The following is a 20,797-nucleotide window of genomic DNA, read 5'->3' as shown; positions in this document are numbered from 1 at the left end:
GCGCCCCGTGGCAATCGAACGACCGAAGGAGAGCGGAAATGAAGCAACCGCGCGCGTGGCAAAGGATGCTGTCGGGCAGGCGGCTGGACCTGCTGGACCCGACACCCGTGGATATCGAGATCGAGGACATCGCCCATGGGCTGGCCTTTGTTGCGCGCTGGAACGGGCAGACGCGGGGCGACTGGCCCTATTCTGTGGCGGAACATTCTTTGCTGGTCGAGGCGATCTTTGCCCGGCTGATGCCCGAGGCGCCGGTGAAATGGCGGCTGGCGGCCTTGTTGCACGACGCGCCGGAATATGTGATCGGCGACATGATCTCGCCGGTGAAGGCCGCGGTCGGGCCAGCCTATGGCGAGCTCGACAAGCGGCTGGCGGCGGCGATCCATATCCGCTTCGGACTGCCGGCCGAGGTGCCGAAGACGGTCAAGGCCCAGATCAAGAAGGCCGACCAGATGTCCGCCTGGCTGGAGGCGACGCAACTGGCCGGGTTCTCGGAGAAGGAGGCGGACCGCTTCTTCACCGCGCCGAAACCCGAACTGGTCGCGGGGCTTTGCCTGCATCTGCGCCCGCCGGTCGAGGTGCGCGCGGCCTATACCGCGCGGCACGCGGAATTGCTGGCGCTGCTTTAAGCGCAGATCTGCCCGGCCGCGGCCCCGGCCTGTCGCCAGCCGACGAATTGTTCGCGGGTGAAGGTCAGGACAAGATCGCCCCAGGCCAGTTGCCGCTCGATCCCCTGCGGACAGCCGGTCAGCGGCAGGCTGCGGGGCGGCCCCAATTCGCGGGAGAGCGGCGCGATCACGCCTGATGGCGCGCGGCCGAAATCGACGCGCAGGGCGCTGCCGGAAACGGCAAGACCCCCCGCATCGGGCAGGAACAGGGTCGAAACCCTGTCCTGCGGCGGGGCCGCGACGCAGCCCGCCAGCAGAAGGGCAAGCGCAGCGGCGCCCGCCCTCACCTCGGGCTGCGCTTGGCGAGGATGCGTTGCAGCGTCCGGCGGTGCATGTTCAGCCGCCGCGCGGTTTCCGACACGTTGCGATCGCATTGCTCGTAGACGCGCTGGATATGCTCCCACCGCACGCGATCGGCCGACATCGGGTTCTCGGGCGGGGGCGGCAGCGCCTCGCCATCCGACAGCAGCGCGGCGGTCACATCATTCGCGTCGGCCGGTTTCGACAGGTAATCTGTCGCACCGATCTTGACCGCGGCCACGGCGGTCGCGATGGCGCCATAGCCGGTCAGCACCACGATCTTGGCATCGGGGCGCTTTTCGCGCAGCACCTCGACCACGTCGAGCCCGTTGCCATCCTCAAGCCGCAGATCGACCACCGCATAGGCCGGTGGGCGGGCGGTCGCGATGGCCTTGCCGGCCGCCACGGAATCCGCGGTTTCCGTCTGGAACCCGCGCTTTTCCATCGCCTTGGCAAGACGGCGCAGGAACGGTTCGTCATCGTCCACGATAAGCAGGGTCGGATCGGGGCCGAGATCCTTCAGTTCGCCGTCGGCCATGGGGGCAACCTCCTGATGGGGCCAGACATTTTTTTCCTTGTAGGACGTTAACGCGGATGGGTCAATTTCACTCGGAACGAATCGGCAAAGCAGGCAACCCGGTCCGCCATTTCCTCGGGCGTCATGTCGCGGCCGAAGACCTCGACCACACCAAGGCCCGGAAAGGCGAGGTAGGTAAAGGTGGAATGGTCGATCAGGTAATAGGGGTCTTCCGTGTCCTGCACGCTGTAGAAGGTGCGATAGGCGCGGCTGGCGGCGCGCACCTGTTCGGCTGTGCCGGTCAGGCCCAGCATCCGGGGGTGCATGTAGCCAGTGAACTCGGCCAGCAATTCGGGCGTGTCGCGCCCGGGATCGATCGAGATGAAGACCGGCAGAACCTGATAGCCCCGTGCGTCCAGCAGATGCACGGCCTCGGCGTTGCGGGCATTGTCCAGCGGGCAGACATCGGGGCAGAAGCTGTAGCCGAAATAGATCAGCGTCGGCCCGGTGATCACGTCGCGGTCGGTCACGGTGGCGCCGGTTTCGTCGATCAGGGTAAACGGACCGCCCAATTGCGCCGGATCGCCGCCGATCCGCCCGCTGCGGCATTGGGCGAACCGGTCGTCGGCCGGGCCCATCTGCAAGAGATAAAGCCCGCCGCCGACAAGAGCGGCAATCATCAACACGATCCCGGCTAGGGCTGTGCGGTTCATGGCCTGGCTCCCTGGAGGCGTCATCGCACATTGATCGGCCTTCCGGCGCGGATTAACAAGGGCGAAGCCCGCAACAGGATCCATCATGCCCGAGCCCGTACCCGCCCCCGGCCTCGTGCCGCCCGCAGAGCGCAGCAACTGGATCCGTCTCAGGACGCTGATCCTGCTGCGCTGGGCCGCGATCGCAGGGCAGGTGATCGCGATCGTGGTGGCCGAGGTCTATTTCCAGATCCAGCTCGATCTGGGGCTGTGCCTTCTGGTGGTGGGAACCGCGGTTCTGGCGAATATCATCGCGGTCGCCGTCTTCCCCGAGAACCGGCGGCTGTCGGAAACCGAGACGATGCTGACGCTGCTGTTCGACATCATCCAGCTTGCGGCGCTGCTTTACCTGACGGGCGGGCTGAACAACCCGTTTGCGCTGCTGATCCTGACGCCGGTCACGATCTCGGCCACCGCGCTCAGCCAGCGCTCGACCCTGTTCCTGGCCCATGTGGCCTTTGCGCTGCTCACGCTGCTGGCGTTCTACCACATGCCGCTGGTGACGGCCGACGGCGCGGTGCAGAGCCTGCCGCCGATCTTCCTGTTCGGGTTCTGGGCGGCGCTGGTGATCGGGATCTCGTTCCTGGGGCTTTATGCCGAGCGGGTGATCTCGGAGATGAACAAGATGTCGGACGCGCTTCTGGCGACGCAGATGGCGCTGGCGCGGGAACAGAAGCTGACCGATCTGGGCGGCGTGGTGGCGGCGGCGGCGCATGAACTGGGAACACCGCTGGCCACGATCAAGCTGGTCAGTTCCGAGATGATCGACGAACTGGCCGACCGGCCCGACCTGCGCGAGGACATGGAACTGATCCGCGACCAGGCCGACCGCTGCCGCGACATCATGCGCTCGATGGGCCGGGCCGGGAAGGATGACCTGCACATGCGCAGCGCGCCGCTGGAGGCCATCGTGGAGGAGGCGGCCGAGCCGCATTCGAGCCGCGGCAAGGAGCTGATCTTCCGCTCCGAGCCGATCCATGGCGGCACGCCGCGCATGCCCGTGGTCTATCGTCGGCCCGAGATCATCCACGGGCTGCGCAACCTGATCCAGAACGCCGTCGATTTCGCCGATGCGCGGGTCTGGGTGCTGGCGCAATGGACGCCGGCCGAAATCACCATCCGCATCATGGATGACGGGCCGGGCTATCCGCCGCATCTGCTGGGCCGGATCGGCGATCCCTTCGTGCGCCAGCGCAAGAACCCGCTGCAGCAGAAGAAGCGGCCGGAATACGAGGGGATGGGTCTTGGCCTGTTCATCGCCAAGACGCTTCTGGAACGCTCGGGCGCGCAGGTCATCTTTGCCAACGGGTCCGATCCGTTCCTGACGGATGCCGACAGGTCGGACCAGCGCGGCGCCGTGGTCGAGGTGAAATGGCCGATCTCGGCCATCGGGGTCAGCGCGGAATCCCAGCTGGCGGCGCTGGGCGAGAACATGCCCATCGAGGCCTGAGCGCGGGCAATCGCTGCATTAACGTGACATTAACCCTAATGTCCAAAACATGATCCCGAGGCTTCGGGCTGTGGGACAGGACATGACGGTCGACTGGGTTTTCGCGATGATCCTCGGGGCGACATCGGTCGCGACGGCCGCGCTTGCGCTGTTGGTGCTGCCTCTCGTCCCGCGCCTGGGCCGACCGGAAAAGGCCGCGCAGGGTGAGGCCGACATGGTTTTCCTGTTCGAGGGCGAGCAACTGGTCGATGCGACGCCCGAGGCGCTGCGCTTTCTGGCGGGCGGGCCGCCGGGACTGTCGGACTGGCATCGGCTTTGCGCGCTGGTCGGCCCCCGGTTTCCCTGCTTTCGGGATCGGATGTCGCGGCTTGACCGCGAGGGCAGCGCGCTGCTGACCGAGGCGGGCGGGTCGTCGCAACTGTCCGCGACATGGCTTGACGGCGTGATGCGCCTGTCGCTGCACCTGCCGGAGGAAGTCCGCGCGCAGGACACGCCCGATCCGCAAAGCCTGGCCGCGATGGCGGCGGAACTGACCACGCTGCGCGATGTCGTCGAGGCAATGCCCACCCCCGCCTGGCAAGAGGGCGAGGAGGGCGCCGTCGCCTGGGCCAACAGCGCCTATCTGACGCTCGTCCGCCGCTGCCAGGGCACGGACACGCCGCTGAGCTGGCCGCTGCCGGCGCTGTTCTCGCCCCCCGACAAGGACGACAACGCACCGCATCGCGCGGTGATCCAGACCGACGACGGCCGCGAGCACTGGTTCGACTGCGTCTCGGTGACGGCCGATGGCGCGCTTCTGCGCTTTGCCCTGCCTGCGGATGCCGCGGTCCGGGCCGAGACCGCGCTGCGCAATTTCGTCCAGACCCTGACAAAGACCTTCGCCGAGTTGCCGATCGGGCTGGCGGTGTTCAACCGGGCGCGCGAACTGGTGCTGTTCAATCCGGCGATGCTGGATCTGTTCAACCTGGAACCCGAATTCCTGACCGCGCGGCCAACGCTGGTCGCGGTTCTGGATCGGCTGCGCGAGACGCGGATGATGCCCGAGCCCAAGGATTACCGCACCTGGCGCGAACAGATCGTGAGGCTGGAACGCGACGCGCAGGACGGCGTCTATTCCGACACCTGGACCCTGCCTTCCGGGCAGGTCTACCGCGTGACCGGGCGGCCGCACCCGGACGGTGCCGTGGCCTTCCTGTTCGAGGATATCAGCGCCGAGATGTCGCTGACCCGCCGCTTCCGCGGCGAGATCGAGACCGGGCAGGCGGTGATCGACAGCCTGGACGAGGCCATCGCCGTGTTCTCGGGCGCCGGGCTGCTGATCATGTCGAACGCCGCCTATGCCGAGCTTTGGGGCGAGGACCCGATGCTGGTGATGGGCACCACCGACATCGCCGGAGCCATCGCACGCTGGCAGCAGAACTGCATGCCCGAGGACACCGGCACCACGCTCGAACTGTCCCGCATGATCCGCCAGAGAAAGCCGTGGTCGGGCACCCTTGTGCATCACGACGGGCGCAGGCTGGCCTGCCGGCTGCGATCGGTGGGCGGCGGGGCGGTTCTGGTCGGCTTTCGCCCCGACTGCCAGGTCCAGGGCGCACAGCCCGAGGTTTCGCGCGCGGTGGGCTGATCCGGCCTTGCGGGTCGCGGCCCGGGGCGTAAGACTGCGCCCATGCCGCACCATCCCGCCCCTTTCGCGATCCGCCTGACGCTTGCCTCGGAGGCCGGGATGCGGGCCTTTGCGGACCGGATGGCCGGGCTGCTGCGCGCGGGCGACACGATCCTGCTGGAGGGTCCGATCGGCGCGGGCAAGACGGCGTTTTCCCGGGCGCTGATCGGCGCGCTGCGCACTCGCGCGGGCCTGCCGCCCGAGGACGTGCCCTCGCCGACCTTCACGCTGGTTCAGGTCTATCAGGTCGGGCCGGTCGAGATCTGGCATGCCGATCTTTACCGCCTGTCCCATCCCGACGAGGTGGTCGAACTGGGCCTCGACGAGGCGTTCGGCACCGCGCTTTGCCTTGTCGAATGGCCGGACCGGCTGGGCGATCTTGCACCGGCGGGGGCGTTGCGGCTGCGCCTTACGCAGGGCGCGGACGAGGAAGGTCGCGAGGCGGTTCTGTCCTTCACCGATCCCGCATGGTCGGATCGTCTGGATGCCGCCCTTGCCGAGATCGCCGCCGATGCCTGAGCGGGCCGAATTGATCGCCGCCTTCCTGTCGGGCGCAGGCTGGGGCGGGGCCGCGCGCCGCCCGCTGGCAGGTGATGCCTCGAACCGGCGCTATGAGCGGCTGACCGACGGGCTGCGAACCGCAGTGCTGATGGATGCGCCCGCCGAGCGGGGCGAGGATGTGCGCCCCTTCCTTGCCATCGCGCGGCATCTGTCCGGCTTGGGTCTGTCCGCGCCCACGATCCTGTCGGCCGATCCGGGGGCGGGCCTGTTGCTGCTGGAGGATCTGGGCGACGATCTTTTCGTGCGGGTGGCGGCGCGCGACCCGGCGCAGGAAGAAACGCTTTATGCCGCCGCGGTCGACCTGCTGGCCGAGCTGCACCGCGCGCCGCCCCCCTCGGGCCTTGGCGCCTATGATGCGGCGGCGATGGCGCGGCTCGCCTGCCTGCCCTTCGAGTGGTATCTTCCGGGCATCGACGCCCCCGCCCCCGCCCCCGATGGTACGTCAGAGGCGTTTCGGGCCGGAATAGAGACGATGTTGGCCGAACATGCGTCGCCCTCCGTGCTGATCCTGCGCGACTATCACGCCGAGAACCTGATCTGGCTGCCCGCGCGGCAGGGGTTTGCGCGGGTCGGTCTTCTCGACTTCCAGGACGCGCTGCGCGGGCACCCGGCCTATGATCTGGTCTCGCTGCTGGAGGATGCGCGGCGCGATGTCGATCCGGCGCTGCAATCGCGGATGCGGGCGCGCTATGTCGCGGCGGCCGGCACGCCGCCCGATGCCTTCGAGCGTGCCTATGCCCTGCTGGGCGCGCAGCGCAACCTGCGCATCCTGGGCGTCTTTGCCCGGCTCTGCCTGCGCGACGGCAAGCCCGGCTATCTGCCCCTGCTGCCGCGGGTCTGGGGGCACCTGATGCGCGACCTGTCCCATCCCGACCTTGCCCCCTTGCGCGCGCAGGTGCTGGACCTAATCCCGCCGCCCGAACCCGCCCTTCTCGACCGGATCGCCCGAAAATGCCCGATGCGCTGATGCTGTTTGCCGCCGGGTTCGGCACGCGCATGGGCGCGCTGACCGCCGACCGGCCCAAACCCCTGATCGCGGTCGCGGGCCGCGCGCTGATCGACCATGCGCTGGATCTGGCAAGGGATGCCGGGATCGCCCGGATCGTGGTCAACACCCATTACCGGGCCGAGCAACTGCATGACCATCTGTCCGGGCGCGGCGTCACGATCTCGCACGAGGCGGGCGCGATCCTGGACACAGGCGGCGGGCTGCGCAAGGCGCTGCCGCTTCTGGGCGCGGACACCGTCTTCACGCTGAACAGTGACGCGATCTGGACCGGGCCGAACCCGCTGCGTCGGCTGGCCGACGCATGGGATCCGGACCGCATGGACGCGCTCTTGCTGCTGGTCGCGGCCGACGCGGCGCGCGGCTATCGCGGCAAGGGCGATTTCGCGCTGGACGCCGAAGGCCGGGTCAGCCGCGCGGGACCATCGGTCTATACCGGGGCGCAGATCGTCCGGACGGAACTGCTGGGCGAGATCGCCGAGGAGGCATTCTCGCTCAACTGCATCTGGGACAGGGCGATCGCCGCGGGGCGGCTTTACGGTATCCTGCACGGGGGCGGCTGGTGCGATGTCGGCCATCCGGGCGGCATCGCCGAGGCCGAAGCGATGCTGGCCGAGGCGGGCGATGGCTGACAGCGTGCCCCGCCTGTTCGGCCTGCCGCCGGGCACCGATTTCCCGGCCGCCTTCCTGACTGGGCTGGAGCAGCGGCTGGCCGACGCCCCGCCCGACGCCTGGGCGCGGACCGAGATATGGGTGAACACCCAGCGCATGCGGCGGCGCTTGCAGGATTTGCTGGCCGCCAGCCCCCCGCGGCTTTGGCCCCGCATCCGGCTGGTGGCCGAACTGGGCAGCCATCCGGTGCTGGCCGACCTGCCCGCGCCCCCCTCGCCGCTGCGCCGCAAGCTGGAACTTGCGACGCTTGTGGGCAAACTTCTGGAAATCGAACCGGATCTCGCGCCGCGCAGTTCGATCTTCGACCTTGCCGACAGCCTTGCGCGGCTGATGGACGAGATGCTGGCCGAAGGCGTGGATCCGCAGGCGCTGGACCGTCTCGACATGGGCGATCTGTCGGCGCATTGGGCACGGTCGCGGCGCTTTCTTGGCCTTGTCGACGCCTATCTCGGCCCCGACCCGACGGCGCGCGGCAATGACGGCGCCCGTCAGCGGATGGCGGCGCAACGGCTGGCCGCGCGGTGGCGGACCGATCCGCCCGGGCATCCGGTGATCGTTGCGGGCAGCACGGGGTCGCGGGGCGCGACGGCGCTGTTCATGGCGGCGGTTGCGCGGCTGCCGCAAGGGGCGGTGGTCCTGCCGGGTTTCGATTTCGACATGCCGGGCGCGACCTGGGCCAGCCTCGACGAGGCGCTGGCGGCCGAGGATCATCCGCAATACCGCTTTCGCCGCCTGCTGGACGCGCTGGAGATGGACGCGGCGGCGGTGCAGCCCTGGGATGCCGATGCCCAGCCGCCAAGCCCGGCGCGCAACCGGCTTGTCTCGCTCGCGCTGCGGCCTGCACCGGTGACGGATCAGTGGATGGATGAGGGACCGCGCCTTACTTATCTGGACGAGGCCACCGCCCGCATGGCCCTGATCGAGGCAGCCTCGCCGCGGGCCGAGGCGCTGGCCGTCGCCTTGCGGCTGCGCGAGGCGGCCGAGGCCGGACGAAATGCGGCGCTCATCACCCCGAACCGCACCCTGACCCGGCAGGTCGCCGCCGCGCTGGACCGCTGGGGCATCCTGCCCGACGATAGCGGGGGGGTGCCGCTGCCGCTGTCGCCGCCGGGCCGGTTCCTGCGGCAGGTGGCGGGGGTGTTCGGCCAGCGGTTGACGGTGGCGGGGCTGCTGGCGCTGCTCAAGCATCCGCTGACCGCCTCGGGCCTGGGCCAGCGGGCGCAGCATCTGCTCTGGACGCGCGAGCTTGAGTTGCATTTGCGCCGCCATGGCCCGGCCTTTCCCGATGGCGCGGCGCTGCGCGACTGGGCGGGCAAGGGGCGCACGGATGGGCGCGTTGACTGGGCCGCATGGCTGGGCGGGGCGCTCGACGGGCTGGATCGGGCCGGAACAGAGCCTTTGTCGGCCCATGTCGCGCGCCATCTTGCGCTGGCCGAGACACTGGCCGGTGGGCCGGAGGGCGCGGGCAGCGGGGGGCTTTGGGCCGAGGCGGCAGGCGAGGTTGCGCGCGCGGCCTGCGATGCCCTGCAAGCCGAAGCCGACGCCGGGGGCGAGATGTCGCCCGCCGATTACGCCGCCCTGTTCGAGGCCATCCTGCGCAAGCACGAGGTCCGCTCGGCCCCCGAACCGCATCCCGGCATCATGATCTGGGGCACGCTGGAAGCCCGCGTTCAGGGGGCCGATCTGGTGATCCTGGCCGGGCTGAACGAAGGCTCCTGGCCAGAGACGCCCGCGCCCGATCCCTGGCTCAATCGCCAGATGCGCGCCCAGCTTGGCCTGTTGCTGCCCGAGCGCCGGATCGGGCTGGCCGCGCATGACTACCAGCAGGCGATCTGTGCCCCCGAAATCGTGCTGAGCCGCGCGATCCGCGATGCCGAGGCACAGACCGTTCCCGCGCGCTGGCTGAACCGGCTGACCAACCTGCTGGACGGGCTGAAGGTCACCGGCGGACCCGAGGCGCTGAAGGCGATGCGGGCCCGCGGCGCAGAATGGCTGCGCCTTGCCGATGCGCTGGAACGGCCCGCCGCGCCCATCCCGGCCGCCCCGCGCCCCTCGCCCCGGCCGCCCGTCGCCGATCGGCCCGCGCAATTGTCGGTGACGGCTGTCGAGCGGTTGATCCGCGATCCCTACGCCGTCTATGCGCGCCATATCCTGCGGCTGAAACCGCTCGACCCGCTGTGCCACCAGGCCGATGCGCCCCTGCGCGGCACGGTTCTGCACAAGGTTCTGGAACGCTTCCTGGCCGAGCCGCTTGACCCCGATCCGGCCCAGGCCGAGGCGCGCCTGATGGCGCTGGCCGATTCCGTTCTGGCCGAGGATGCGCCCTGGCCCGCAGCGCGAGCGCTGTGGCGGGCGCGGTTGGGCCGCGTCGCGGCCGGGTTCGTGCGGGACGAGGCCAAACGGCAAGCCGCTGCGCAGTGCATCGCCCGCGAGCGTGCCGGGGCGGTGGCGCTGCCCGACGGGTTCCGGCTGACCGCGAATGCCGACCGGATCGACCTGCGCGATGACGGGCAGCTGGTGATCTACGATTACAAGACCGGCACGCCGCCCAGCCAGAAGGCGATGGAAGTCTTCGACAAGCAGTTGCTGCTGGAAGCCTGCATCGCCGAACGCGGCGGGTTCGAGGGCATCGCCGCCGCCCCGGTGCATGAGGTCAGCTATCTGGGCCTGGGCAACCCGCCGAAAACCGTGACGAACCCGCTTGAAAACGGGCTGGTCGCTCGCACCTGGGCCGAGCTTGGGCGGCTGATCGCGCATTATGCGCGGCCCGAACAGGGATACACCGCGCGCAGCCGGTTGCAGAAGCGGACGGATCGGACCGATTACGACCTGCTGTCGCGCTTCGGCGAATGGGACGAGACCGACGCCCCCCTCGCGATGGAGGTCGGCGGATGAGGCGCCATGATGCGACCGAGCGCCAGGTCCAGGCGGCGGATCCGGCGAACTCCACCTGGCTGGGGGCGAATGCAGGCTCGGGCAAGACGCGGGTGCTGACCGACCGGGTGGCGCGGCTCTTGCTGAACCGGGTGCCGCCGCAGCGCATCCTGTGCCTGACCTATACCAAGGCCGCCGCCAGCGAGATGCAGAACCGGCTGTTCGAACGGCTGGGCGGCTGGGCGATGCTGGGCGATGCCGATCTGCGCCGCGCGCTGCACGAACTTGGCGTGGACGGCCCGATCGAGGCCGCACTGCTGCGCGAGGCGCGGCGGCTTTTCGCGCGCGCAATCGAGACGCCCGGCGGGCTGAAGATCCAGACCATCCATTCCTTCTGCGCGTCCCTCTTGCGGCGGTTCCCGCTGGAGGCGGGCGTCTCGCCGCAATTCGCCGAGATGGACGACCGCGCGGCGCGGCGTCTGCGGGCCGAGATCGTCGAGGAGATGGCCGAGGGGCCGGAGGCAGCGGTCTTTGCCGGGCTGGCGCGGTTCCACACCGACGAAGACCTAGACGCCCTGACCGCCGAGATCGCGGGACAGCGCGACCGCTTTTCCGGGGCGGGGGATGCGGATGCGATCTGGCGGCTGTTCGGGCTGGCGCCGGGGTTCGATGCGGCGGCCTTGATGGCGCAGGTTCTGACGGGGGCCGAGGCCGATCTGATGGCATCGCTTCTGCCCGCCCTGCGTGCGGGAAGCTCGACCGATCAGAAGGATGCGGTGCGCCTTGCCGCGCTGGATCTGACCCGGCCCGATACGGCGCTTCTGGCCGGGCTTGAGGCGGTCTTCCTGACCGGCTCGGGCGCCAAGCAGCCGTTTTCGGCCAAGATCGGCGCCTTTCCCACCAAGGCGACGCAGGCCGCCCTTGGCCCCGCGCTGGACGATCTGAACGCGCTGATGGTCCGGGTCGAGGGCGCGCGCGCGCCCCGTATCGCGCGGGACGCCGCCGAGCGGACATTGGCGCTGCACCGCTTTGCCGCCGCTTTCCTGCCGCGCTATGCCCGCCGCAAGCAGGCGCATGGCTGGCTGGATTTCGATGACCTGATCCTGAAGGCCCGCGCGTTGCTGACCGATCCCGGCGTCGCGCAATGGGTGCTGTTCCGGCTGGATGGCGGTCTGGACCACATCCTTGTGGACGAGGCGCAGGACACAAGCCCCGCGCAATGGGCGGTGATCGAATTGCTGGCGCAGGAATTCACCGCCGGGCGCGGGGCGCGCGAAGGGGTCGAGCGGACGATATTCGTCGTCGGCGACAAGAAGCAGTCGATCTATTCCTTCCAGGGCGCCGATCCGGGCGGGTTCGACCGGATGAAGGCGGCTTTTGGAGAGCGGTTGCGCGGGATCGACCGCACGCTGGTCGATCTGACGCTGGAATATTCCTTCCGCTCCTCGCCCGCGATCCTGAACGTGGTCGATCTGACCTTTCCCGAAGGCGCGCGGCAGGGGCTGGACCGCGACATGCTGCACCGGGCGTTCCATGCCGATCTGCCGGGGCGCGTCGATCTCTGGCCGGTAGTCGAGGACAGCGAAAAGCCCGAGGCGGGCGACTGGGCAGAGCCGGTCGACATGCTGGCCGAGGAGCATCACACGGTCCGGCTGGCCCGGCAGGTGGCGGGCGCGATCCGGGGGATGATCGACCGGGGCGAGACGATTGCGGTCAAGGAGCAGGGCGGCTTCAGGCGGCGCAAGCTGCGCGAGCGGGATTTTCTGATCCTGGTGCAGCGGCGGTCGGACCTTTTCCACGAGATCATCCGCGCCTGCAAGGCCGAGGGGCTGGACGTGGCGGGCGCCGACCGGCTCAAGATCGGCGGCGAACTGGCGGTGCGCGATCTGACCGCGCTGCTGTCCTTTCTCGCGCTGCCCGAGGACGACCTGTCGCTGGCCTGCGCGCTGCGCTCGCCGCTGTTCGGCTGGGACGAGGCAGCACTTTACCGGCTGGCCGCGGGGCGAGGCCATGCCTGGCTGTGGCAGGCGCTTCGCGACGCGGATTGGGCCGGAACAGAGACGAAATCCATCCTGACCGCCCTGCGCGACGAGGCCGATTTCCTGCGGCCCTACGAATTGCTGGAACGTATCCTGACCCGGCATGACGGCCGCCGCCGCCTGATCGCCCGGCTGGGCGACGAGGCCGAGGACGGGATCGACGCGCTGCTGGCGCAGGCGCTGGCCTATGAACGGACCGAGGTGCCCTCGCTGACCGGGTTCCTGGGCTGGCTTGAAAGCGACGAGGTCGAGATCAAGCGCCAGCTCGATTCCGCGGGAAACCGGCTGCGGGTGATGACCGTGCATGGCGCCAAGGGGCTTGAGGCGCCGGTGGTGATCCTGCCCGATACGGCGGCCCGGCAAGTGCGCATCCACGACCAGCTATACCTGCTGGAAAATGGCAGCATCGCCTGGAAGACGCCCGCCGAGGACCGCCCGCCCGCGCTGGCTGCGGCGCATGAGGCGCGGGTGCGGCGCGAGGAGGAGGAACGCGCCCGGCTGCTTTACGTCGCGATGACGCGGGCCGAGCAATGGCTGATCGTCGCCGCGGCGGGCAAGCTGACCAAGGATGGCAGCGATTGGTACAGCCGGATCGCGGCGGGGCTGGACCGGGCCGGCGCGGTGACCTGGGATTTCGGCTTCGCGACCGGGCAGCGTTACGAATTGGGCGATTGGGGCGATGCTGCCGCGGACGAGCGCCCGGCACCGGCGCCGGCCCTGGCGCTGCCCGATTGGACGCAGCGCGAGGCCCAGCGCCCGCCACGCCCGCCGCAGCCGCTCTCGCCGTCTGATCTGGGCGGGGCCAAGGTGATGGCGGGCGAGGCAGGCGGGCTTGCGGCCGAGGCGGCGATGGCGCGGGGCACATGGCTGCACCTGCTGCTGGAACACCTGCCCGCCGCCGCGCCCGCCGACCGCCCGGCGCTGGCCCATGCGCTGCTGACCCGTTGCGACCCGCCAGCACCCGAAGCCGGGATCGACAGCTTGCGCGCCGAGGCCGAGGCGCTGCTGGCCGATCCGCGGCTCGCTCCCGTCTTTGCCCCCGGCACGCTGGCCGAGGTGCCGTTTTCCGCCGAACTGAACGGCCGCCCGCTGCGCGGCACCATCGACCGGCTGATCGTTGGCGCCGATCACGTTTGCGCGGTCGATTTCAAGACCAATGCCCTGAGCCCCGATCGGCCCGAGGATGTGCCCGAAGGGCTCTTGCGCCAGATGGGCGCCTATGGCCATTCCCTGGCAGGGATCTATCCCGGGACACGGATCGAAACCGCGATCCTGTGGACGCGGACGGGGCTGCTGATGCCCATCCCCGAGGCCTTGGGCAAGGCGGCGCTTGCCCGCGCGGCCCTGCCTTGACGGCCCATCCCCCGCTTCTTACTGTCCCGCAACGATCGCAGGTTCCAAGGAGAGACCCGATGCCGACCCATTCCGTCACCGACGACACCTTCGACGCCGAGGTGCGCAATTCCGACATCCCCGTGGTGGTGGATTTCTGGGCAGAATGGTGCGGACCCTGCAAGCAGATCGGCCCGGCGCTGGAAGAACTGGCGGACGAGTACGAGGGCAAGGTCAAGATCGTCAAGGTGAACGTGGACGACAACCCCAACACCCCCGCCCAGATGGGCGTGCGCGGCATCCCGGCCCTGTTCCTGTTCAAGGACGGGCAGGTGGTGTCCAACAAGATCGGCGCCGCACCCAAGGCCGCGCTGAAAGGCTGGATCGAAGAGTCGGTCTGAACGACCGCGTCCAGGGCTGAGACAATGGGGCGCTGCGGCGCCCCTTTCTGTTGCACGCCTTGTGGGGCAGCATCGGGCACATATATGCGCCGAAGCGCAAAGCACGGAGGGCGCCCATGGCAAGAGACGAGTTTCCCGGCTGGCACGGCACGACGATCATCGGCGTCAAGCGCGGCGGGCAGGTGGTGATTGCGGGCGACGGGCAGGTGAGCCTGGGCCAGACCGTCATCAAGGGCACCGCGCGCAAGGTGCGGCGCCTGTCGCCCGGCGGCTTTGACGTGGTGGCGGGGTTTGCGGGCTCGACCGCGGATGCCTTTACCCTGCTGGAACGCCTCGAGGCCAAACTGGAGGCGACGCCCGGGCAGTTGCAGCGCGCGGCGGTGGAACTGGCCAAGGACTGGCGCACCGACAAGTACCTGCAAAAGCTCGAAGCCATGCTGATCGTCAGCGACGGGGCCGAGTTGTATGTCATCACCGGCGTGGGCGATGTGCTGTCGCCCGAACATGACGTGGCGGCCATCGGGTCGGGCGGGAATTACGCGCTGGCCGCCGCCCGCGGTCTGATCGAGAACACCGAGTTGTCGGCCGAAGAGGTCGCCCGCAAGGCCATGGCGATCGCGGCCGATATCTGCGTCTACACGAATGGCAACCTGACGGTGGAGACGATTTCCAAATGACCGACCTGACCCCCCGCGAGATCGTCTCGGAACTGGATCGCTTCATCATCGGGCAGAAGGACGCCAAGCGCGCGGTTGCGGTGGCGCTGCGCAATCGCTGGCGGCGCAAGCAGTTGGCCGACGACCTGCGCGAAGAAGTCTACCCCAAGAACATCCTGATGATCGGCCCGACCGGCGTCGGCAAGACCGAGATCTCGCGCCGCCTTGCCCGGCTGGCCCGCGCACCCTTCATCAAGGTCGAGGCGACCAAGTTCACCGAGGTCGGCTATGTCGGGCGCGACGTGGAACAGATCATCCGCGATCTGGTGGACAGCGCGATCGCCCAGACCCGCGACTGGATGCGCGAGGAGGTCAAGGCCGCGGCGCATCTGGCCGCGGAGGAACGGGTGATCGAGGCCATCGCCGGGACGGATGCTCGCGAACAGACGCGCGAGATGTTTCGCGGCAAGCTGAAACGCGGCGAGCTGGACGAGACGATGATCGAGCTTGAGGTGGCGGATACCTCGAACCCGCTGCCGATGATGGAGATCCCCGGAATGCCGCCCGGCCAGGGCGGCGGGATGATGTCGCTGGGCGATCTGTTCGGCAAGGCGTTCGGCGGGCGCAGGGTGCGGCGCAGGATGACGGTGCGCGACAGCTACGAGATCCTGATCTCGGAAGAGGCCGACAAACTTCTGGATGACGAGACGGTGACGCGCACCGCGCTTGAGGCGGTACAGGAAAACGGGATCGTGTTCCTGGACGAGATCGACAAGGTCTGCGCGCGCTCCGACACGCGCGGCGCCGATGTCAGCCGCGAGGGGGTGCAGCGCGACCTGCTCCCGCTGATCGAGGGCACGACGGTTTCCACCAAGCACGGCCCGGTCAAGACCGACCATATCCTGTTCATCGCCTCGGGCGCCTTCCACATCGCCAAGCCGTCCGACCTGTTGCCCGAATTGCAGGGGCGGCTGCCGATCCGGGTAGAACTGCGCGCGCTGACCGAAGCCGATTTTGTGCGCATCCTGACCGAGACCGAAAACGCGCTGACCCGGCAATATGCCGCGCTGATGGAGACCGAGAAGGTCAATGTCACCTTCACCGAGGATGGCATCGCGGCGCTGGCGCGGATCGCGGCCGAGGTAAATGAAAGCGTCGAGAATATCGGCGCGCGGCGGCTTTACACGGTGATGGAGCGGGTGTTCGAGGAACTGAGCTTCACCGCCCCCGATCGCGGCGGCGAGGCGGTTGAAGTGAATTCCGATTTCGTCGAGAAGAATCTCGGGGCGCTGACACGGTCGGCCGATGTGACGCGCTACATTCTCTGATCCCGGCCGCTGGGGCTGCCCGTGCTGCGACAGATCGCCATGCTCCTGTGCCTTGTCGCGCTGGCGGGCTGTGCGGCACGCGGTATGGTGGCCATGGCGCCCGAAGCGACACCCGGGACGGTCGAGCGGATCGTCTATGTCGGCACGACGCGCATGGCGGATGCCGGGCGGCTGTTCGCCAATACCCGGTCCGAAGAACTCGACTTTGGCGCGTTCACGGTTTCCATCCCTCCGAACCGGGCACCGGGCGAGATAGCCTATCCCAAGGGCCAGCCCGATCCAGGGCGCCAGTTCCTGATGCGTTCGGCCCGATTGTTCGATCACCCCTCCGCTTTCACCGCGGCACTGGCCCGCGATATCTCCGCACGGCCCAGGGGAAAGCGAGCGGCGGTCGTTTTCGTCCATGGGTTCAACACGAATTTCGCCGAAGGTCTCTATCGCTCGGCGCAGCTGGCGCATGATTTCGGGATCGAGGGGGTCGCGGTGCATTACTCCTGGCCCAGCGCCGCCAGCCCCTTCGGCTATGCCCATGACCGCGACAGCGCGCTGTTCGCGCGCAGGGGGTTCGCCGAATTGCTGGAGGCGCTGATCGCGGCCCGCCCCGACGAGTTGCTGATCGTTGCCCATTCGATGGGCGGCCTGCTGACGATGGAGACCCTGCGCCACATGGCGCTGGCCAACCCCGGGCGCGTCGCGCGCGAGATCGACGGGCTGATCCTGCTCTCGCCGGATATCGACGTGGACGTGTTCCGCGCGCAGGTCCGCGATATCGACGCGATGCCGCAAAGCGTGGTGGTCTTCACCTCGCAACGCGACCGGGCTCTGTCATTGTCTGCCCGGCTGTCGGGCCAACGAGACCGGCTGGGCAATATCCGGAGTGTCGCCGACGTGGCCGATCTGAATGTCATCGTGCTGGACGTGACCGGGTTCTCGACCGGGATGGGCCATTTCACGGCCGGCACCTCGCCCGACCTGTTCCGGTTGTTGCGCGACGTGCCGACGCTGCAGCAGGCGTTCGACTCGGGCGCGGCCGGGCGGCCGGGGTTGTTGCCGGGCACGGTCATCACCGTGCAGAACGCAACCGCGGTCATCCTGTCGCCGCTGACCGCGCTGGCCCGGCAATGACGGCTCAGCGGGGGCGGCGCAGGTAGACGTAAACCGCCCCATCGCCGCCATGACGCCGATGCGCCTGCGCGACCTGCAGCACCGCGGCGGCCAGCGGCGGCTGGTGCAGCCAGTGCGGAACCTGCCGCCTGAGCACACCGCGTCTCTCGGGGATCGGGCCATTGCCTTCGGGCCCCTGTCCCTTGCCGGTGATGACCAGCACGAGGCGCCGCCCCTCGGCCTGGGCGCGCAGGATGAAGCCGGTCAGCGCCGGATGCGCCTCGGCCAGCGTCATGCCATGCAGGTCGATGCGCGCCTCGGGCGACAGCTTGCCGCCCTTGAGCCGGTTGAACGCCTTGCGGTCCATGCGGATCGCCGCGTCCGAGGGCGGGGCGGATGTCGCGGTCCCGGTCGCGCGCGCCCCGATGCGGAAAGGAGCAATCGGGGCGGGGCCCGGGGGCGGGGCGGCGGGCGGCTCTTTGCGTTCGCCCGGTTCGGGCGCGGGTCCGGGGCGCTTGCCCGGCAGGGGACGGGTGCGTCGGGCGACGAGATCCCACAGCGCGCGATCCTCGCCGCTCAGCTGGCCGGAACGGCGGCGGGCCACCGGCCTAGCCCTCGGGCAGCAGGGCAAGCGCGGTCTCGATCGGCAAGAGCACGATCATGCGCCCGCGGTCACGGATACGCCCGGCCCTTTCGCCCGCCGCCTTGCCCGTGCCATAGAAGATGTCCGCCCGCTGCGCCCCCTTGATCGCCGATCCGGTGTCTTGCGCCACCATCAACCGGTGCAGCGGCGCGCGGCCGCCCTTTTCGATCCACACGGGCGCGCCCAGCGGCACAAAGGCGGGATCGACGGCAATGGTGCGCATCGGCGTGATCGAGCGATTCATCGCGCCCAGCGGCCCCTTGTCGGCGGGCAACTGATCGAGTTCGCGGAAGAACACGAAGGAGGGGTTGTGATGCAGCAGCGCGCGCCCTTGCTCGGGGTTGCGGCGCACCCAGGACCGGATCACCTGAGCCGAGACCTGATGCGGCTCGTAGATGCCGCGCCGCACCAGTTCCTGCCCGATCGAGCGGTATTCATGCCCGTTCTTGCCGCCATAGCCGACCCGAAGCGTCGTGCCGTCCTTCAGACGGATACGGCCCGAACCCTGCACCTGAAGGAAGAAGACATCCACCGGATCGTCGAGCCAGGCGATTTCCAGCCCGCGGCCCCGCAGGACGCCGTCTTCCTCGATCTCGCGCCGGGAATGCCAGGGCTCGCCCTGGATCAGGTCCGGCGGGGTGCGATAGACCGGGTAGCGAAAGCGCGCATCGGGGCGGCGCGCGCCCTCGAGTTCGGGTTCGAAATAGCCGGTAAACAATGCCGGGCCGGTGCCGCCGATCAGCACGGGCCGAAAGAACAGTTCGAAAAAGCGGCGCGCATCCTGCTGGTGTTCGGCGACCGCGCAAAGCGATGACCAGGTCAGGTCGGGCAGATCAAGGCAGGTTTCGCGAAAGACGGCCAGCGCGGTGGCGTGGTCGTCCCGTTCCCAGCCCTTGAGATCGGAGAACCGCAGGATTTCGACCGGCAGATCGGGCCGCGCGGGCCCCGCGCTCATCGCAAGCGCCAGACAGGCCACCGCGCCCAGGCCACGGATCATTCGCCCGTGGCGACAAGCTGCCAGTTCGGGTCGTCGACCCCCATCCGCCGGGCGAAGGTCCAGATATCGCGCTGGCGCTTGATCTCGCTGGGGCTGCCCTCGACCACATCACCCGAAAGGTTGCGCACGACAGAGGTCAGTTCGCCCACGAATTTCACGACCAGTTCGGCCTCGCCGGTATCGCGGTCGAAGGTGGCATCCTTCAGTGCAAGTTCGCGCACGCCGACGAAATTCGCCTCGACCGTCAGGCCCTGGTCCTCGCGCAGCCGGACCACTTCGGCAAAGCTGTCCAGAACCTCGGGGGCGAGGAAGGACTCGACATCTTCAAGCTCGCCCCGCTCGAAGGCCATCAGGATCATTTCATAGGCCCCGCGCGCGCCATGCAGGAACTCGCCCACCGAAAAGCCGGGCTCGGCCATCTTCATGGCGGCAAGCGCCTTGGCCGCCGGGCTGCCATCGGGAACGTGATCGGTGATGTCGCTGTCGACACCGCCCTGGATCACCTCGAATTCGCGGCGCGAATCGGAACGGCGCGAGGCGGGGTCGGGCATCGACAGTGGCGGCTTCTCGAAACCCTCGCGCGTGCCGAGCACCGAACGCAGGCGCAGGATCAGGAACACGGCAATTCCCGCGAGAACCAGAAGTTGGATGATGGCAGAGCCCATGGTGACCTCGCAGCGTGCCGTCAGTCTTTGTATCTGAACATTACCGGACTTATGTAAGGCAGGTGCCGGGTCAAGTCCACCTGCGCGGTTCGTCGAGGGTTCTCCATGTGGATTTTCGTTCTCTTCCTGTGTGTGCCGCTGATCGAGATCGCCCTGTTCATCCAGGTGGGCGGTGCGATCGGCCTGTGGGCCACGCTGGCCATCGTCGTCCTGACGGCGGTGATCGGCACCTTGCTGATCCGCCAGCAAGGCGCGATGGCGATGGCGCAGCTTCGCAATTCGTTCCGGGAATTACGCGATCCGGCCGAGCCGCTGGCCCATGGGGCGATGATTCTCTTCGCCGGCGCGCTGCTGCTGACGCCCGGTTTCTTTACCGATGCCGTGGGTTTCGCGCTTCTGATGCCGCCCGTGCGCGCCGCGGCCTATCGCTGGCTGTCGCAACGGATCGTCGTCCAGAGCATGACATATGGCGCGGACCCCGGCCCCCGGCCCCGCGCACCGACCCATGGTGACGTGATCGAGGGCGAGTTCGAGGAACTGGAGCCCAGGGACGACCAGCCGCGCGGCCGATCGGGCTGGACGCAGCATTGAGCCGATGCGCCCAAGCTGCTAATCGGATCGCGACGTAACATTCGCCAGGAGCACATCATGAGCGAGACCGAAGGCAACGGCGCGGGCGCACAGCAACCGCCCCAGGTGCGGATGCAAATCCTTGGCCAGTATATCCGCGACCTCTCGTTCGAGAACGTCCTTGTCCAGAAGGGCGTGCAGGGGGAGGTCACGCCCGATATCAGCGTTCAGGTCGGGCTGGATGCACGCAAGCGTCCCACCGAGCATCAGTTCGAGATCATCTGCAAGTTCACGATCAACTCGAAGAACAAGAACGACGGCGCGACGCTGTTCCTGCTGGAGATCGACTATGGCGGGGTCTTCCATGTCGAGAACGTGCCCGAAGACCAGCTTCACCCGTTCCTGCTGATCGAATGCCCGCGGATGTTGTTTCCCTATATCCGGCGCATCGTGTCCGACATGACCCGCGATGGCGGCTTCCCGCCGCTGAACCTGGAACCTGTGGATTTCGTGGCGCTCTACAGGCAGGAAATCGCCCGCCGGGCGCAGGAGGCCCAGCCGGCCCCGAATGTGGGCAATGGCGGAACGGCCTGACG

Annotated in this window: 20 protein-coding genes; 14 read left to right on the top strand and 6 right to left on the bottom strand. The window is 68.6% G+C overall.

Annotated features, from left to right (window positions below):
* Positions 1-38: 38 nt before the first annotated feature.
* Positions 39-629, top strand: a complete 591-nt coding sequence (locus NHN26_RS00910) for an HD domain-containing protein (protein ID WP_253087648.1) — start codon at positions 39-41, stop codon at positions 627-629.
* Here NHN26_RS00910 and NHN26_RS00905 read toward each other — a convergent pair.
* Genes NHN26_RS00905 through NHN26_RS00895 form a run of 3 tightly spaced genes read right to left on the bottom strand, consistent with a single transcriptional unit; the run spans position 626 to position 2,198 of the window.
* Positions 626-955: a hypothetical protein gene (locus NHN26_RS00905; protein WP_253087647.1), complete on the bottom strand. Its 330-nt coding sequence runs from the start codon at positions 953-955 to the stop codon at positions 626-628. The genes NHN26_RS00910 and NHN26_RS00905 overlap by 4 nt on opposite strands.
* Positions 952-1,506, bottom strand: coding sequence for an ActR/PrrA/RegA family redox response regulator transcription factor (locus NHN26_RS00900; RefSeq protein WP_132696051.1), 555 nt, complete (start codon positions 1,504-1,506; stop codon positions 952-954). The genes NHN26_RS00905 and NHN26_RS00900 overlap by 4 nt, the downstream gene beginning before the upstream one ends.
* Before the next feature lie 47 nt (positions 1,507-1,553).
* A complete protein-coding gene (locus NHN26_RS00895) occupies positions 1,554-2,198 on the bottom strand; it encodes an SCO family protein (RefSeq protein ID WP_253087646.1) in 645 nt (214 codons plus the stop codon).
* Between the two features lie 85 nt (positions 2,199-2,283).
* Here NHN26_RS00895 and regB point away from each other — a divergent pair, with 85 nt between their 5' ends.
* The 11 genes from regB to NHN26_RS00840 all read left to right on the top strand — a co-directional run bounded on the left by regB (position 2,284) and on the right by NHN26_RS00840 (position 17,347).
* On the top strand, positions 2,284-3,687 hold the full coding sequence (regB, locus tag NHN26_RS00890) for a sensor histidine kinase RegB (RefSeq protein WP_253087645.1): 1,404 nt from the start codon (positions 2,284-2,286) through the stop codon (positions 3,685-3,687).
* 49 nt (positions 3,688-3,736) lie between these two features.
* Positions 3,737-5,314, top strand: a complete 1,578-nt coding sequence (locus tag NHN26_RS00885) for a PAS-domain containing protein (protein WP_253087644.1) — start codon at positions 3,737-3,739, stop codon at positions 5,312-5,314.
* Positions 5,315-5,356: 42 nt separating this feature from the next.
* Complete coding sequence (gene tsaE / locus NHN26_RS00880) at positions 5,357-5,872, top strand: tRNA (adenosine(37)-N6)-threonylcarbamoyltransferase complex ATPase subunit type 1 TsaE (RefSeq protein ID WP_253087643.1); 516 nt, start codon at positions 5,357-5,359, stop codon at positions 5,870-5,872.
* The gene (locus NHN26_RS00875; protein ID WP_253087642.1) at positions 5,865-6,881 is read left to right on the top strand and encodes an aminoglycoside phosphotransferase family protein; all 1,017 of its coding nucleotides are present in this window, start codon (positions 5,865-5,867) and stop codon (positions 6,879-6,881) included. The genes tsaE and NHN26_RS00875 overlap by 8 nt, the downstream gene beginning before the upstream one ends.
* Positions 6,866-7,552, top strand: coding sequence for a nucleotidyltransferase family protein (locus NHN26_RS00870; protein ID WP_253087641.1), 687 nt, complete (start codon positions 6,866-6,868; stop codon positions 7,550-7,552). Before NHN26_RS00875 ends, NHN26_RS00870 begins: the two co-directional genes overlap by 16 nt.
* On the top strand, positions 7,545-10,487 hold the full coding sequence (gene addB / locus NHN26_RS00865; RefSeq protein WP_253087640.1) for a double-strand break repair protein AddB: 2,943 nt from the start codon (positions 7,545-7,547) through the stop codon (positions 10,485-10,487). Before NHN26_RS00870 ends, addB begins: the two co-directional genes overlap by 8 nt.
* Positions 10,484-13,858, top strand: a complete 3,375-nt coding sequence (gene addA, locus NHN26_RS00860) for a double-strand break repair helicase AddA (protein WP_253087639.1) — start codon at positions 10,484-10,486, stop codon at positions 13,856-13,858. Before addB ends, addA begins: the two co-directional genes overlap by 4 nt.
* 59 nt (positions 13,859-13,917) lie before the next feature.
* Positions 13,918-14,238 (top strand): thioredoxin, encoded by a 321-nt coding sequence (gene trxA, locus NHN26_RS00855; RefSeq protein WP_253087638.1) that lies wholly within the window; start codon positions 13,918-13,920, stop codon positions 14,236-14,238.
* Between the two features lie 116 nt (positions 14,239-14,354).
* Positions 14,355-14,915, top strand: coding sequence for an ATP-dependent protease subunit HslV (gene hslV, locus NHN26_RS00850; RefSeq protein ID WP_253087637.1), 561 nt, complete (start codon positions 14,355-14,357; stop codon positions 14,913-14,915).
* The gene (gene hslU, locus NHN26_RS00845) at positions 14,912-16,222 is read left to right on the top strand and encodes an ATP-dependent protease ATPase subunit HslU (RefSeq protein WP_253087636.1); all 1,311 of its coding nucleotides are present in this window, start codon (positions 14,912-14,914) and stop codon (positions 16,220-16,222) included. The genes hslV and hslU overlap by 4 nt, the downstream gene beginning before the upstream one ends.
* A 21-nt stretch (positions 16,223-16,243) precedes the next feature.
* Positions 16,244-17,347 carry an alpha/beta hydrolase gene (locus NHN26_RS00840; RefSeq protein ID WP_253087635.1) on the top strand — a complete coding sequence of 368 codons (1,104 nt, stop codon included), beginning with the start codon at positions 16,244-16,246 and terminating at the stop codon, positions 17,345-17,347.
* A gap of 4 nt (positions 17,348-17,351) precedes the next feature.
* On the opposite strand, the gene NHN26_RS00835 is transcribed toward NHN26_RS00840, so the two are convergent.
* The 3 genes from NHN26_RS00835 to NHN26_RS00825 are packed head-to-tail and all read right to left on the bottom strand — an operon-like array spanning position 17,352 to position 19,631.
* Positions 17,352-17,930, bottom strand: coding sequence for a Smr/MutS family protein (locus NHN26_RS00835; protein ID WP_253087634.1), 579 nt, complete (start codon positions 17,928-17,930; stop codon positions 17,352-17,354).
* A gap of 4 nt (positions 17,931-17,934) precedes the next feature.
* Positions 17,935-18,966, bottom strand: a complete 1,032-nt coding sequence (mltA, locus tag NHN26_RS00830) for a murein transglycosylase A (protein WP_253087633.1) — start codon at positions 18,964-18,966, stop codon at positions 17,935-17,937.
* Positions 18,963-19,631, bottom strand: coding sequence for a Tim44/TimA family putative adaptor protein (locus tag NHN26_RS00825; protein WP_253087632.1), 669 nt, complete (start codon positions 19,629-19,631; stop codon positions 18,963-18,965). The genes mltA and NHN26_RS00825 overlap by 4 nt, the downstream gene beginning before the upstream one ends.
* Before the next feature lie 105 nt (positions 19,632-19,736).
* Between NHN26_RS00825 and NHN26_RS00820 the strand changes: the two genes are divergently transcribed.
* Entirely contained in the window at positions 19,737-20,222 is a 486-nt protein-coding gene (locus NHN26_RS00820; RefSeq protein ID WP_253087631.1) for an FxsA family protein, read from the top strand.
* Between the two features lie 57 nt (positions 20,223-20,279).
* Positions 20,280-20,795: a protein-export chaperone SecB gene (gene secB, locus NHN26_RS00815; protein ID WP_132696034.1), complete on the top strand. Its 516-nt coding sequence runs from the start codon at positions 20,280-20,282 to the stop codon at positions 20,793-20,795.
* Positions 20,796-20,797: the final 2 nt, after the last annotated feature.

Origin of the sequence: Rhodovulum tesquicola, from assembly GCF_024128855.1 — a bacterium.
GTDB classification, from domain to species: domain Bacteria; phylum Pseudomonadota; class Alphaproteobacteria; order Rhodobacterales; family Rhodobacteraceae; genus Rhodovulum; species Rhodovulum tesquicola.
This window is presented reverse-complemented; position numbering and strand designations above follow the sequence as displayed.